15 protein-coding genes are annotated in these 13758 nt (G+C 67.1%); 3 read left to right on the top strand and 12 right to left on the bottom strand.

Going from position 1 to position 13758, the window contains the following annotated elements; all coding sequences use genetic code 11:
- Nucleotides 1-7 precede the first annotated feature (7 nt).
- The 9 genes from ACWEVR_RS01290 to infA form a co-directional block, all read right to left on the bottom strand.
- Nucleotides 8-1258 carry a cytochrome P450 family protein gene (locus ACWEVR_RS01290; RefSeq protein WP_067641204.1) on the bottom strand — a complete coding sequence of 417 codons (1251 nt, stop codon included), beginning with the start codon at nt 1256-1258 and terminating at the stop codon, nt 8-10.
- A gap of 204 nt (nt 1259-1462) precedes the next feature.
- The gene (gene truA, locus ACWEVR_RS01285; RefSeq protein ID WP_452465350.1) at nt 1463-2302 is read right to left on the bottom strand and encodes a tRNA pseudouridine(38-40) synthase TruA; all 840 of its coding nucleotides are present in this window, start codon (nt 2300-2302) and stop codon (nt 1463-1465) included.
- Between the two features lie 85 nt (nt 2303-2387).
- Entirely contained in the window at nt 2388-2894 is a 507-nt protein-coding gene (gene rplQ / locus ACWEVR_RS01280; protein WP_067490996.1) for a 50S ribosomal protein L17, read from the bottom strand.
- Nucleotides 2895-2974: 80 nt separating this feature from the next.
- On the bottom strand, nt 2975-4033 hold the full coding sequence (locus ACWEVR_RS01275) for a DNA-directed RNA polymerase subunit alpha (protein WP_022567324.1): 1059 nt from the start codon (nt 4031-4033) through the stop codon (nt 2975-2977).
- Between the two features lie 91 nt (nt 4034-4124).
- On the bottom strand, nt 4125-4730 hold the full coding sequence (gene rpsD, locus ACWEVR_RS01270; RefSeq protein ID WP_067490998.1) for a 30S ribosomal protein S4: 606 nt from the start codon (nt 4728-4730) through the stop codon (nt 4125-4127).
- 21 nt (nt 4731-4751) lie between these two features.
- On the bottom strand, nt 4752-5165 hold the full coding sequence (gene rpsK, locus ACWEVR_RS01265; RefSeq protein ID WP_019045110.1) for a 30S ribosomal protein S11: 414 nt from the start codon (nt 5163-5165) through the stop codon (nt 4752-4754).
- Nucleotides 5166-5174: 9 nt separating this feature from the next.
- Entirely contained in the window at nt 5175-5546 is a 372-nt protein-coding gene (rpsM, locus tag ACWEVR_RS01260) for a 30S ribosomal protein S13 (RefSeq protein ID WP_067491000.1), read from the bottom strand.
- 180 nt (nt 5547-5726) lie between these two features.
- Nucleotides 5727-5840 (bottom strand): 50S ribosomal protein L36, encoded by a 114-nt coding sequence (rpmJ, locus tag ACWEVR_RS01255; RefSeq protein WP_011207363.1) that lies wholly within the window; start codon nt 5838-5840, stop codon nt 5727-5729.
- Nucleotides 5841-5988: 148 nt separating this feature from the next.
- On the bottom strand, nt 5989-6210 hold the full coding sequence (infA, locus tag ACWEVR_RS01250; RefSeq protein ID WP_003418601.1) for a translation initiation factor IF-1: 222 nt from the start codon (nt 6208-6210) through the stop codon (nt 5989-5991).
- Nucleotides 6211-6539: 329 nt separating this feature from the next.
- Here infA and ACWEVR_RS01245 point away from each other — a divergent pair, with 329 nt between their 5' ends.
- Complete coding sequence (locus ACWEVR_RS01245) at nt 6540-10028, top strand: nucleotide-binding protein (RefSeq protein ID WP_452465349.1); 3489 nt, start codon at nt 6540-6542, stop codon at nt 10026-10028.
- Between the two features lie 4 nt (nt 10029-10032).
- On the opposite strand, the gene ACWEVR_RS01240 is transcribed toward ACWEVR_RS01245, so the two are convergent.
- Nucleotides 10033-10410 carry a DUF4254 domain-containing protein gene (locus ACWEVR_RS01240; protein WP_452465347.1) on the bottom strand — a complete coding sequence of 126 codons (378 nt, stop codon included), beginning with the start codon at nt 10408-10410 and terminating at the stop codon, nt 10033-10035.
- 296 nt (nt 10411-10706) lie between these two features.
- On the opposite strand from ACWEVR_RS01240, the gene ACWEVR_RS01235 reads away from it, so the two are divergent.
- Nucleotides 10707-11516, top strand: coding sequence for a GntR family transcriptional regulator (locus tag ACWEVR_RS01235; protein WP_243749851.1), 810 nt, complete (start codon nt 10707-10709; stop codon nt 11514-11516).
- Complete coding sequence (locus ACWEVR_RS01230; RefSeq protein WP_452465346.1) at nt 11513-12079, top strand: GNAT family N-acetyltransferase; 567 nt, start codon at nt 11513-11515, stop codon at nt 12077-12079. The genes ACWEVR_RS01235 and ACWEVR_RS01230 overlap by 4 nt, the downstream gene beginning before the upstream one ends.
- Nucleotides 12080-12253: 174 nt before the next feature.
- Here the strand turns inward: ACWEVR_RS01230 and ACWEVR_RS01225 are convergent, their stop codons facing one another.
- Both ACWEVR_RS01225 and ACWEVR_RS01220 read right to left on the bottom strand, forming a co-directional pair.
- On the bottom strand, nt 12254-12442 hold the full coding sequence (locus tag ACWEVR_RS01225; protein ID WP_452465345.1) for a hypothetical protein: 189 nt from the start codon (nt 12440-12442) through the stop codon (nt 12254-12256).
- Nucleotides 12443-12855: 413 nt separating this feature from the next.
- Nucleotides 12856-13743, bottom strand: a complete 888-nt coding sequence (locus ACWEVR_RS01220; protein ID WP_452465344.1) for an alpha/beta fold hydrolase — start codon at nt 13741-13743, stop codon at nt 12856-12858.
- Nucleotides 13744-13758 lie beyond the last annotated feature (15 nt).

Genomic DNA, 13758 nt, shown 5'->3' with positions numbered 1-13758 from the left:
CGGCGCGTTACAGCGGCAGCGGCGCCGTTCGTGGGAACACGACCGGCAACGCTGACAACGCGCGGTGGAATGGCCCGGGACGCCACACGAGGTCGTCCTGGGCCACTCCGAGCTTCAGCTCCGGCAGGACATCGAAGAGCTGGTCGATGACGTCCTGCGCCAGGAGCACGCCATACGGGCGCGCATGCGCGGGGCAGGCGTGCTCGCCGGCACTGAACGCCAGATTCCAGCCGTTGCCGAGGAAATCGCCGGTGTTGATCGTCGGATCGGTGTTGCAGGCGGCCATGCTGATGATGACCGGCTGCTGAGCGGGCAGCAGTACACCGTCGATCGGCACGGACTGGCGCGGGTAGGTGATGCAGTAGTTCGCCATCGGCGGGTCGGTGGCGAGCCGCTCATCGATCGCCATCTTGGTCGACAACGGCATCGAGTTGCCCTCGCCGGTGAAGCGGGGATCGGTCAGCATCAGCAGCAGGGTGTTGGCGATGAGGTTCATCGGCGGCTCGACGCCTGCCGCGAACATCAGCACCAGTTGATGCACCATCTCGTCGTCGGTCAACCGCGCCGGATGCTGGACGAGGCGGGTGGTGATGTCGTCGCCCGGCTGCGAGCGCTTCAGCGCGGTGAGGTCGAGCAGGGCGTTGGTCATGATCGTGTTCACCTTGTCGGTGTCCACGCCGTCGAACATCGCGGCATTGGCCCTGGCGACCTCCGCGCCGATCTCGGGCGGGCAGCCGAGGAATTCGCACAGCACCGAGAAGACCATCGGGAAGATGTACTGGTGCAGCACATCCGCGTGCCCGTCCGTGCAGAACGAGTTGATGATCGGGATGGCCGATCGTTCCACGCTGGTGCGCATGACATTGAGGTCCATCCCGGCGAGCGCGTCGTTCACGGCGTCGCGGTAGCGGGTGTGGCCTTTGCCGGTGGTACGCAGCGCGTTCGGCCGGTACTCGATCATCGGCATGATCGGGATGTCGCGTGGCACCGTGGCCTGCCACGCCCTCGGATCAGCGGAGAAGTTCGCGGGGTCGTTGAGAATCCGCACCGCGGTACTGAATTTGATGACCAGCGTCGCGGGCACGCCCGGCCACAGCTCGACCGGCACCAACGATTCGTACTCGTCACGCATCCGGCGGTAGGCACCGTGCGGATCGGCCGCGAACGCCTCGTCGTAGAGCGGAATCCGGTGCTCGGGCACCGCCGCGGACAACGGCGAGTTGCGGATGGCACCCTGATTCGTGTCCTGCGGATTCACAATAACTCCCTGAAATCGACTGCGGCGCAATGGTAGTCCAGACGGACCGCTCGACTCGTAACCGGCCAGAGCCTACCAGCGCGTATGGCCACGCGCCCGCCAGTTCCCGAGTTGCTCGCGCCACCCCGGTCAAGGATCCTTGTCACGCCCGATCGGCGGCCTCCGCCGGTCAGGCCGGTGAGGGAGACATCGGCCGCCCGGCAGTCAGTCGCCGCAGCAGCCCTCGGCGGCGGGGACGGTCCGCGTCTCGCGGGTCTGGGCGTTGCGGGCGGCCAGGTCGGCCTCGGCGGGATAGTCGACCGCGATCAGGCTCAGGCCGTGTGCGGGGGCGACGGTCACGGAGCTGGAGCGTTCCGTTTCCGACAGCAGCGACGCGACCCATTCCGGTGTCCGGCGTCCCTCGCCGACAGCGAGCACCGCACCGACCAGGCTGCGGACCATCGACCAGCAGAACGCGTCAGCGCTCACGTACGCGGTGAGCAGGTCACCCTCACGCTCCCAGTCGAAACGCTGCAGTTCGCGCACGGTGGTCGCGCCCTCGCGGCGGCGGCAGAAGGCGGCGAAGTCGTGCAGTCCCAACAACTTTCCGGAGGCGGCGCGCATGGCTGCCAGATCCACACCCGGCTTGCAGGCGACCACGCTGCGCGCGCGCAACGGTTCGGCACCGTAGCGGGCTGTGGTGAGGCGGTAGGCGTAGTGGCGCCGCATCGCCGAGAACCGGGCGTCGAATTCCGGTGGAGCCGTGCGGATATCGGTGATACGGACGTCCTTGGGCAGGAAGCGGGCCATCCGGTACATCAGCTTGTCGGCGTCGAATTCGCCGGTGGTGTCGAAATGCGCCACTTGGCCCTCGGCGTGCACGCCCGCGTCGGTCCGCCCGGCGACGGTGAGCACGATCGGCTCCCGGAACACCTTCGACAGCGATTCCTCCAGCACGCCCTGCACGGTGCGCAACCCGGGCTGACGCGCCCACCCGATGAAATCGGTGCCGTCGTAACTGATGCCGAGCCGCACGCGCGACCGTTCCCGCTCGATCTCGTCCATCGGACCTCCCTGCCTCACCAACTCTGACCAAAAGAACGAGCCCGCCACCCACGAAGGGTGACGGGCTCGGTCGAACTCCTGAGAATCAGGCGTCCTTCTTGTCCTCAGCGGCCTCGTCGGCGGCCGGAGCCTCGACGACCTCGTCGGCCTTGGCTTCGGTGGCCTCGGCGGCGGGCGCCTCGGTCTTCTGCGAAGCGGCGACGCGACGGGCGCGGTCGGCCTCGTTGGTCACGGTCTTCTCGCGGACCAGCTCGATGACGGCCATCGGCGCGTTGTCACCCTTGCGCGGCAGCGCCTTGGTGATGCGGGTGTAGCCACCCTCGCGACCCTCGAACGAGGGGCCGATCTCCGCGAACAGCGCGTGCACGATGTCCTTGTTGCGGATGACCTTCATGACCTCGCGACGGTCGGCAAGGGTGCCGGCCTTCGCGCGGGTGATGAGCTTCTCGGCGTAGGGGCGGACCGCCTTGGCCTTCGACTCGGTGGTCGTGATCCGACCGTGCTCGAAAAGCGCCGTGGCCAGGTTGGCGAAGATCGCCTTCTGGTGCGACGCCGACCCGCCGAAGCGGGCACCCTTCTTGGGCTTGGGCATTGGATTCTCCTTGAGGAAGATCAGTGTCGCCGGTGCCCAGCAGGCGCGGAGCCTGCGGAGTGCCCGGTCGACGCAGTGATCTAAAGCTGTTCGGTCTCGGCGTAGTCCTGCTCGCCGCCGTCGGTGTCACTGAAGGTGCCGGAATCGCTCCAGGTGCCGGTGCTCGCGTCGTAACCCACCACGGAGGACGGGTCGAACGAAGCGGGCGAGTCCTTCAGCGAGAGGCCGAGCGCGTGCAGCTTGACCTTCACCTCGTCGATGGACTTCTGGCCGAAGTTGCGGATGTCGAGCAGGTCCGACTCGGTGCGGGCGACGAGCTCGCCCACCGTGTGCACACCCTCGCGCTTGAGGCAGTTGTACGACCGGACGGTGAGGTCCAGGTCCTCGATCGGCAGACCGAACGAGGCGATGTGGTCCGCCTCGGCCGGGCTGGGGCCGATCTCGATGCCCTCGGCTTCGACGTTGAGCTCACGGGCCAGGCCGAAGAGCTCGACCAGGGTCTTACCGGCCGAAGCCAGCGCGTCCCGGGCCGTGATGGAGTTCTTGGTCTCCACGTCGAGGATGAGACGGTCGAAGTCGGTGCGCTGCTCGACACGGGTGGCCTCGACCTTGTAGGTCACCTTGAGCACCGGGGAGTAGATCGAATCCACCGGGATCCGGCCGATTTCCGCGCCGGTCGCCTTGTTCTGCACGGCGGGCACGTAACCGCGGCCCCGCTCGACGACGAGCTCGATCTCGAGCTTGCCCTTGTCGTTCAGGGTGGCGATGTGCATGTCCGGGTTGTGCACGACGACGCCGGCCGGCGGGACGATGTCACCGGCGGTGACGGTGCCCGGGCCCTGCTTACGCACGTACATGGTGACCGGCTCGTCCTCTTCGGAGGACACGACCAGACCCTTGAGGTTCAGGATGATGTCGGTGACGTCTTCCTTCACACCGGGAACGGTGGTGAACTCGTGCAGGACACCGTCGATGCGGATGCTCGTGACCGCGGCCCCCGGGATGGAGGACAGCAGGGTACGACGCAGCGAGTTGCCGAGGGTGTAACCGAAGCCCGGCTCGAGGGGTTCGATGGTGAACTTCGAGCGGTTCTCCGCCACAACCTCTTCGGTCAGTGTCGGACGCTGGGAAATCAGCATGAGGATCTACTTCCTGTTCAGGGCGTCCGCTATTTGACGCCTAATCAGTGATTGCGGGGGCCGTCGTAGGAACGGCCCCCACCAAAAGCGCTTACTTCGAGTAGTACTCGACGATGAGCTGTTCCTGCAGCGGCACATCGATCTGGGCACGCTCGGGGAGCTGGTGCACCAGGATGCGCAGGCGGCCGGGGACGACCTGCAGCCAGCCCGGAACCTGACGGTCGCCGACGGTCTCACGCGCCACCTGGAACGGCAGGGTGGGCAGCGACTTCTCCCGGACATCGATGATGTCGTACTGGGAGACCTGGTAGCTGGGCACGTCGACCTTGACGCCGTTGACCAGGAAGTGGCCGTGGCTGACGAGCTGACGGGCCTGACGACGGGTACGAGCCAGACCGGCGCGGTACACGACGTTGTCCAGACGCGACTCGAGCAGACGCAGCAGGTTGTCGCCGGTCTTGCCCTTGAGGCGGTTGGCCTCTTCGTAGTAGCGACGGAACTGCTTTTCCATGACGCCGTAGGAGAAGCGAGCCTTCTGCTTCTCCTGCAGCTGCATCAGGTACTCGGATTCCTTGATCCGCGCGCGGCCGTGCTGGCCGGGCGGGTAAGGACGACGCTCGAACGCCTGGTCGCCTCCGACGAGGTCGACGCGCAGACGACGCGACTTGCGGGTGATGGGGCCTGTATAACGAGCCATTTTTAGCTGTTTCCTTTCCCGCTAGACGCGACGGCGCTTGGGCGGCCGGCAGCCGTTGTGCGGCTGAGGAGTGACATCGGAGATCGAGCCGACCTCGAGGCCAGCGGCCTGAAGCGAACGGATCGCGGTCTCGCGGCCCGAACCCGGGCCCTTCACGAACACGTCGACCTTCTTGACGCCGTTCTCCTGCGCCTTGCGGGCAGCGTTCTCGGCAGCGAGCTGCGCGGCGAACGGGGTGCTCTTACGCGAACCCTTGAAACCGACGTGGCCCGAAGACGCCCACGAGATGACATTGCCCTCGGGGTCGGTGATCGAGACGATGGTGTTGTTGAACGTGCTCTTGATGTGCGCGTGGCCGTGCGGGATGTTCTTCTTATCCCGGCGACGCGACTTCTGAGTCTTCTTCGGGCCAGCGGCCCGGCTCTTCGGAGGCATACGCTATCCCTACTTCTTCTTGCCGGCGACGGTCTTCTTCGGACCCTTGCGCGTACGCGCGTTGGTCTTGGTGCGCTGACCACGCACAGGCAGGCCACGACGGTGGCGGATGCCCTGGTAGCAGCCGATCTCGATCTTGCGGCGAATATCGGCCTGGACCTCGCGGCGCAGGTCACCTTCGACCTTGAACTCCGACGCTTCGATGTAGTCGCGCAGCTTGCTCAGGTCGTCGTCGCTGAGATCCTTCGAGCGCAGGTCCGGGCTGACGCCGGTCTGAGCCAGGATCTCGGTGGCGCGGGTGCGCCCGATTCCGAAAATGTAGGTCAGCGCGATCTCCATGCGCTTTTCGCGCGGGAGATCGACGCCCATCAGACGTGCCATGTGGCAGGTTCCTTAATGGTTGCGGAGGTCTGCTCCCTGTCCGTCCCCCCGTCTTCGCAAATGGGGGCACCGGCCTCCGTACCGGTGGTTGGCGCGCACACGTGCGTACGCGCTGGAGCTGGGAGTTCTTCTTTTTCGGTCAGTCCGATCAGACGATCGGTGCCCGGCGGTGAGGCTGGATCAGCCCTGACGCTGCTTGTGGCGCAGGTTGTCGCAGATCACCATGACCCGACCGTGACGGCGGATCACCTTGCACTTCTCGCAGATCTTCTTGACGCTCGGCTGAACCTTCACGTCCGTCCAATCTTTTCGTGGGTTCACAAGGGTCTGTGAACACAGTTTTTCCCCAGCCGACGACTGGGGAAGTCTCTTGTCGCGTTCCGACCTGGGCCGGAACACCGTGTGACGCCGCGGGCCTCAGGCTCGCGACGTCAGGCAGGCATCACTTGTAGCGGTAGACGATCCGGCCGCGGGACAGGTCGTACGGCGAGAGCTCCACGACCACGCGGTCTTCCGGAAGGATGCGAATGTAGTGCTGCCGCATCTTTCCGCTGATGTGCGCGAGAACCTTGTGACCGTTCTCGAGCTCGATCCGGAACATCGCATTGGGCAGCGGCTCGACAACTCGACCCTCGACCTCGATGGCCCCGTCTTTCTTCGCCATATCCTCCGCGATCCCGGTTATGCTCAACCTTGAGTGGAATACCTCGTAGCTGCTCACCCACAGGCCCGACGAACTTCCCGGGTTTGCACGCGAACAGTCGGCGCCTAGGTGCACCGCCGCTCAAGCTTACCGGGCCGTGTGCGCTGAGGCAAAAAGACCCCGACGGTACACCCTGAACGTGGCGCACGTCGCACAATGGAGACGTCGACGGTGGGCATGCGGGCAGGCATGAGGCGCCCGCCACGCCGATCGGGTTGTCGCGTAAACTCACCGGCGTCGCAAGTAGTGGGTCGATCAGATCGGGGGACCCTGGTGAGCGGAGCGCACCGGTGAGCCGCAACAACGACAGCCTCCCCATGTTGCCGCCATGGCTGTCGGAGAGCGAAGTCACCCAGGTCGGGTACGAGGCACCGGTCGAGAACCTGCCACAGGACGAACCGATCGACGAGGCACCCAAGCGCCGCCGGTTCCTGCGCGGCGACGACAGCGCGCGCAAAGAGAAGAAGGGCGGCCGCCGCCGCAAGGAGCGCGAGCCCGAACAGCCGAGTCAGGTAACCGGCGCCACCGGCCAAGGCCCCGCTTTCCACGATCCGCATGCGCCGTCGACCGCGAACCCGCTGATGCCCGGTCCGAATCCGTCGGCATCGAGCGCGCCCGCACCGACTCAGGGCGCCGATCCTTCCTGGCCACCGGCCTCGACCGGCGCGCCCTGGCCGCAGGCTCAGGGCGGTGCCACGAACCCACTCGCCCCGCCGACGCGGTCGGGCTCGGACGGCTCCACCCGGCCGGCCCAGGCAGGCACGTGGGAGCAAGGCACCGACCCACTCGCTCCGCCGAGGCTCGACTCCGGCGCGGCGGGCGACTCCGCTCAGCATGCCGCCGGCTCGCGGTCCTCGGCCGGCGCCGCTCGGCCCCAGGAACAGAGCGCACCCGACCGGCTCATGCCGCCGCAGACCGGGCCGGATGCGTTCTCCCCGTGGAACACCGGGCAGCCCGCTACACCAGCCCCGTTCTCGGCCGCGCCGACGCACACCAGTTCGCCGTCGCACTCGATCCCGAATGCGGCCGTTCCGCCAGCTCATTCGGGCCCTTCACTGCCCCCGGCACCTGCCGAGCAGGCCGCGGCGGCCCTCCCGACGCGGACCCCCGCTCCCCCGTCCGAGGGCTTCACACCGCTCGGGCCCTCGAACCAGCGCAGCCTGCCCGACCTCCCGCCGCCTCCCCCGCTGCCCGATCCCCCGGCGCGCCCGACCCAGGCGCCGCCACGCTTGCTCGCGCCCGCCACACCGTCCCCCTCGGACCCGCTGGCGTCGTCCGCCGTGCCGGTGTCGCCACCTTCCCCCGCCGACCCTTTGGCGCCGCCTGCCGTTCCGGTCTCGTCGCCTTCACCCGCCGACCCGATCGCACCGCCCGCCGATCCGCTCTCCTCGTCTGCACCTGCCGACCCGCTCGCACCACCCGCCGTGCCGATGTCGTCGCCTTCCCCCGCGGACCGACCGGCGCCGCCTGCCCATCCGGTCTCGTCGTCTGCGCCTGCCGACCCGCTCGCACCGCCCGCCGTGCCGATGTCGTCGCCTTCCCCTGCGGACTCGCCGGCGCCGCCTGCCGTTCCGGTCTGGTCGCAGTCACCCGCGCGTCCGCAGACATCGGGTGCCGAAGCGGTTTCGGCACCCGTCGATCCGCTGTCATCGGACACTCCGATCGAGGCGCTCTCGACCTCTTCGCCCCCGGTAGCCGAACCTGCGCCGTCCACCGGCGGCCAGCCGGATCCGTCGACCCGGGACGCGCATCAAGAAGCGGCGGTACACAACACTTCTGGTGCACCGACATCCGGGCCGGCCACTGGAGCATCGGCGGCTTCCGTTGCCGCCGAGTCGGCTGACGCCGGATATTCGGCGAGCCCTTCGTCGACACAGACCGAGGACCGCGCCGACCAAGCCCAGGCCGAGCAAGGTCGCGTCGTGCAGGGGTCGCCGTACGCCTCCGGTGACGTCGCGGCTTCGGTGGCGCCTGTCTCGCCCTATGCGTCCGGTGAGGTACCGCAGGGACCGGCTTTCTCCGCGTCGCAATACGATTCGATTCCCGGAGATCTGTCGCACGGCGCTTCCGTGCACGCACCCGATGCGCAGACCGAGATGTTCCGGGCCGACGACCCGCGGCTGCAGGGTGTGTCGCCCAGCGACAGCGCCGCCGTCGCGCAGGGTCGGCCGTCTGAAACTGCTTACCGCTCAGGTGAATTCGCACAGCCTGCGCCGCATTCCCGCCCCGAGGGAACACCTCCACGTCATCAGCTGACGCCGGACGCCACGCCCTCGCAGCCCGAACTCGCGCAGCAGGCCACCGCCGACCCGACCGCACAGAGCGGTGATGCGACTGTCTATCCGGCACAGCAGCCCATCGGCGGCGGCTACCCGCAGGCACCCGATGCGGGCCCCGCTCATCCATACCAAAGCGATGGGCTCCCCCAGTACCGCCCTGACGGCACGCGAGTGCAGCCGGACGGCACCTATCCCCACGGAAACGCCGCGCAGGCGGGCCCGAATGCTGCTCAGACGCAGCAGTATTCACGGGGCACTGCCGCGCCGGTTCAGCCGTACCAGGCGCCCGACGGCTCCCAGGCGCCGCCGTACCCGGGTCCACTCCACGCACCCGATGGCGCACCGGCACAGCCGTACCAGGCGGTCGCGCCCCAGCAGTACCAGGCGCCGGACGGCACCTGGACCCAAGCACCCAACGGTGCCCCGGTTCAGCCCTTCCACGCGCCGGACGGCACACCCCACGGTGGACCGGCGCAGCCGCACCACGCCCCGAACAACGTTGCACCGCAGCATGTCGCACCGCAGTACCAGCAACCCGCCTACGGTCAGCCCGGCTGGGGTAACCCCGGCTATCAACCTCCGTCACTGGACAATGTGCCGGTCAAGCGGGTCAAGAAGGCGCCGGGCAGTGGATGGCGTAAGGCCGTGCACCATGTTTCCGGCGGCGCGATCAACCCGGGAATGTCGGCCGAGGAGCGGCGCCTGCAGGAGCTGGTCGCCCGTATCCGGCAGCCGGTGCGTGGTGATTACCGGATCGCGGTGCTCTCGCTCAAGGGTGGCGTCGGCAAGACGACGACCACCACCGGTCTCGGGTCGATCTTCGCGTCGATCCGCGGCGACCGGGTGATCGCCGTCGACGCCAACCCGGACTTCGGCACCCTGTCCCAGCGGGTGGCCATCCAGACCCGCTCGACCGTGCGCGACCTGCTGCTCGATCCGGCGATCGAACGGTACTCGGATGTGCGCAGGCACACCTCGCAGAGTTCGAGCAGGCTGGAAGTGCTTGCCAGCGAACGTGATCCGGCCGCCTCGGAGTCGTTCAACGACGAGGAGTACCGGGCCGTCGCCCGCATTCTGCAGCGGTTCTACAACATCATCCTCACCGACTGCGGCACCGGCCTGATGCACTCGGCGATGAACGGCGTGCTCGACCTGGCGCATTCGCTGGTGCTGATCTCGTCGGCGGCAATCGACGGTGCCCGCAGCGCCGCCGCGACGCTCGACTGGCTGTCGCTGCACGGGCACGACCACCTGGTGCGCAACGCGGTGGTCGTGATCAACCTGCCGCGTGAGGGTTCACCGAACGTCGGTGTGCAGCAGCTGCGGGAGTACTTCCTGTCGCGCTGCCGTGCCGTGCACATCATCCCGTTCGACGAGCACCTGTCCGAGGGCGCCGAGATCGACCTGCACCGCCTGCACAAGTCGACCAAGCGCGCGTACGTGGAGCTGGCCGCGACGGTCGCCGACGAGTTCGGCGCCGAACACAACCGCTACCGCTGAGCGGTCACCATTCGGGCAGCCGACGCCGCCCGGCGAGCACATCGCGCACCAGATCGTCGTAGGCGTCGGCCAATTCGGCCAGGTGGTGCCAGGCGCTGTGCAGCAGCTCGTCGTCGGCGTCCAGCGTCATCAGCGCGTGGTGAGCCCGCACCGAGGACTCCGCCAACCGGTCGATGACCGCACCGATGGTTTCGGTGTGCAGCGTTGCGCCCAGTCGGTGTTGCGGCACGCCGCGCAGCACCCAGTCGTCGATAGCGAGGACCAATTCGCTTCGTCGGCAATCGATCTCACGCAGCACCACGGCGTCGGTCTCGACGCGGCCGCCACGGCCGACCACCCGCTTCTCGTGCAGCACCGCGAGGTCGCGTGCGAACCACAGCAACGGCCCACCGACCACCCGGTGCCCGCGACATGCCCGGACCAGTAGGTCGGAAAAGGGCAGTAAACCGGTATCAGCCTGAGAACCTGCGGAATCGACACATCGCAATGTGTCGGGGAAAGCCATTACAACCGTAGAACTCTCCGCACCAGCCACGTTGCCTCGCCGTCGTCGCCGCACAGCACCGGATCAGGACGTTCATTACAATAAACCTCGCAAGCTCACTGTCAAGCATTACTCGGCCGTAGGTAACCCAGACGAGTACACTTCGTTACCTGCACGACCTACCGAGGAGCATGATGGCGGACGGTCCGACCTATCTGCGGATCGCGAACCTCCTCCGCGAGGAGATCCGCGCGGGTACCTGGAAACCGGGCGACCGGCTGCCCAGCCATTCCGAGCTGGCCGAGCAGATGCAGGTCTCGATCACCACCGCGCGTAACGCCATCCAGGTACTCGTCGCCGAAAACCTGGTCTACACAGCGACTTCCCGCGGAACCATCGTTCGAAACCAGGAAGTGCTGGAATCCGTGGTCACCGACCACATCCGGCGTGATCGTCCGCGCTCGGCGCACGACATCTTCGAGGAGATCGCGCGGGCGGCGAGCAGGCAACCGGCCAAGGAATTCAGCACCTGCATGGAACCGGCCGACGACCAGGTCGCGCACTGGCTCGGCGTCCCGCCCGCCTCCTGGGTGCTGGCCCGGACGGTGGTCCAGTACCTCGACAACGAACCGTGGTCATGGGAGGTGAGTTTCTACCCCCGCGACCTCGCCGAAGCCGCGGGCATCGACTCACCCCACGACATCCCTGAGGGCACCACCCGCCGCCTCGCCGACCGGGGCTACGGCGAGACCGCGCACCGCGACACGGTCGTCGCCCGGCCGGCGACCGCGGAGGAGGCGGTGGTGCTCGGCGTCGCGACCGGCACCGTACTGCTGGATCATCTGCGTATCGGAGCCAATCACGAACGGGTCACCCGGGCGACCCGTCACCGTTCCCTGGCCGGCCGCAACCGGTTGGCCTACCAACTCGGCGACGAGGCGGGGACCGCCGTCATCGCCCGCACCCTCGGCATCGCACCCGGTCACGCCGTCGCTTTGCCATGAGCGTGCGGCTACGGCAGGCCACCCTGGGTGACCTGCCGTTGATCTGCCGCCTGCGGGTGCAGCGCACGGCGTGGCTGGCCGCGCGGGGTTCGGATCAGTGGACGGTGGCGGGCAAGGGCCGTCCGATCGAGATCTTCGCGGGCGAGGTCGGTCGCGCACTGGACGCGGGTGAGACGTGGGTCGCCGAAGTGGACGGAGAGCCCGCAGGCACGATCACCGTCAATCGGCGCAGCGATCCCGGCCTGTGGTCGCCGTGGGAACTGGCCGAGTCGGTGGTGGTGCACTTCATGATCGTCGACCTCCGGTTCGCGGGCCGAGAGGTCGGCCGCCACCTGCTCGACCACGCCGACCGACTGGCCGAACGCGCGGACCGCGCCTGGGTGCGTCTGGACGCCTGGACAACCAACTCCGACCTGCACGACTATTACCGCCGGGCCGGTTTCCAGCTGGCCAGGATCGCCGGGCCCGGCGCCCACGGACCCTCGCGCGCGCTGTTCGAACGCCGAGTGGTCCCGTCCCACCCGGCTCGGACGGCGCCGAGCCGGTACTCCTTACGTGGCTAGAGCGGGGGCATACGGGGTCGTAGAGGGCGCGCGACACGCCACCGATGCGGCCGGTCCGGGCTCGGATTTCGCTTGAGGCAATGCATGTTTCACGACTGACCACTCGACGCCTGCTCCCGAACGGGTGGGTCGGCTGATGGTGTCACCTTCCATACCGACGGAACCTGGATCTGGTCAGGCGCCGTAGGCCACTACCTCCGCAAACACGGAATACCACCGGAAGACGACCTCATCCAGCACATCAACTACAACGAATTCCGCCTTCCTGAAATCTCCGACGACGCCAAACAACGCGCAGTCGCGGTCATCACCGGCCCATGACACGAGTAGCGCGGCTTGTTCAACAAAGCGATGTCGGATCATTTCACGACCTTCGTCGAACGAAACGGCCTGAGCTCGGACCGATCGCAATGCCGGAAGATTTAGAGCTCGATTACTACAGCCAGCGAGTAGAGCTCAAAGCCCGGTGGCACGCCAAGGCCGACATACGCGCCGAGCGCCGCAGAGCCTTCACCGCACCTCCCCGTATCGTCCCGGCGTAGACGGGCACGATGACAGTGGCCGCCCACTACACCGATGCTCGCTGATGGAGAAGGTGCATCAGCCCCTGCTGAACTACCCGGAATCCGCCCCCATCATCTGGTCGGAACCGGGGCCCACCAGCCCGCGACATCGAGCGTCACATCATCGACAGTGAATTCCCGCCCATCGACGTCGACGACGAAAGACTGGTGCGCGCCCGAGCAGTCGTTGCGGAAATCCGATGAACACATCTACTACAACGAGTCCCACCCGGTGAAAGGCCGGTCCGCGGCGAACTGTTCAAGGGCATACATCGCCGTCGACAGGAGCCCGAATCCGAACATATGCCCCGCTTCGTGGTCGGTGTAGAGCAGCGAATTCGGCAACGCGCGGCCCAGGTCCCACCAGCTCGCCGCAGCCTGCTCGCGCACCGACAATTCGCCGTGGTTCAACAGAGTGTGGTAGCCCGCGACCGGATCTTCCTTGGCACCGATCAATTCGAGTTCATCGGTGAAGATCTCCCATTGCGCGGGCATGATCCGCGCGAGGCCGCCGAACAACCAGTTGATTTCCTCACGCCGGAACAGCGCAACTTCGACCAGGACGAGTTCGGTCACCTGTTGTGGATACTGCTCCGCATAGGCCAGTGCCACGGCACATCCCCACGCTTCGGCGTAGATCAACCAGCGATCGACCCGCAGATGAGTCCGCAGTCGTTCCAGGTCGGCGAGGAGGTGCGTTGTGGTGATGAACTCCATCGAGGTGGTCGGCTCGCTCGCGTGCGGCGTGCTCGCTCCCGACCCGCGCTGGTCGAACACGACGATGCGATACACCGCCGGATCGAACATCCGCCGGAAATCTCGTTCACCACCGGCACCGATGTCGTGGACGACAACGGCGGGTTTGCCGTCCGGGTTGCCGCTGACCTCCCAGTAGATCGAATGCCCGTCGCCGACCTCGAGCATGCCGTGGTCGTACGGTTCGATCGCGGGATAGAACGGTCCGTTGACCTGCTCGTCTTCGGCCTGCCGTCGCGCCGCGGCGAACATCGCTCGCGCCGCGGCGAATTCCTCGGGTGTCAACTGCTCGACGCCCGCTTCCTCAGGAGTGGAGAACGTGATTCCGTTGACCGTCTTGCTCATGGTTCTTCGCCTTCC

Source organism: Nocardia sp. NPDC003979 (assembly GCF_053605015.1).
The sequence above is the reverse complement of the archived record's forward strand: the minus strand, read 5'-3'. Positions and strand labels throughout refer to the sequence as shown.

Bases quoted from the DNA above. Each gene is read 5' to 3' on its own strand.
- truA (WP_452465350.1), bottom strand. From the start codon at position 2,302: ATGGACGAGATCGAGCGGGAACGGTCGCGCGTGCGGCTCGGCATCAGT.
- rplQ (WP_067490996.1), bottom strand. From the start codon at position 2,894: ATGCCCAAGCCCAAGAAGGGTGCCCGCTTCGGCGGGTCGGCGTCGCAC.
- ACWEVR_RS01275 (WP_022567324.1), bottom strand. From the start codon at position 4,033: ATGCTGATTTCCCAGCGTCCGACACTGACCGAAGAGGTTGTGGCGGAG.
- rpsD (WP_067490998.1), bottom strand. From the start codon at position 4,730: ATGGCTCGTTATACAGGCCCCATCACCCGCAAGTCGCGTCGTCTGCGC.
- rpsK (WP_019045110.1), bottom strand. From the start codon at position 5,165: ATGCCTCCGAAGAGCCGGGCCGCTGGCCCGAAGAAGACTCAGAAGTCG.
- rpsM (WP_067491000.1), bottom strand. From the start codon at position 5,546: ATGGCACGTCTGATGGGCGTCGATCTCCCGCGCGAAAAGCGCATGGAG.
- infA (WP_003418601.1), bottom strand. From the start codon at position 6,210: ATGGCGAAGAAAGACGGGGCCATCGAGGTCGAGGGTCGAGTTGTCGAG.
- ACWEVR_RS01235 (WP_243749851.1), top strand. From the start codon at position 10,707: ATGGCGGACGGTCCGACCTATCTGCGGATCGCGAACCTCCTCCGCGAG.
- ACWEVR_RS01230 (WP_452465346.1), top strand. From the start codon at position 11,513: ATGAGCGTGCGGCTACGGCAGGCCACCCTGGGTGACCTGCCGTTGATC.
- ACWEVR_RS01225 (WP_452465345.1), bottom strand. From the start codon at position 12,442: ATGATCCGACATCGCTTTGTTGAACAAGCCGCGCTACTCGTGTCATGG.
- ACWEVR_RS01220 (WP_452465344.1), bottom strand. From the start codon at position 13,743: ATGAGCAAGACGGTCAACGGAATCACGTTCTCCACTCCTGAGGAAGCG.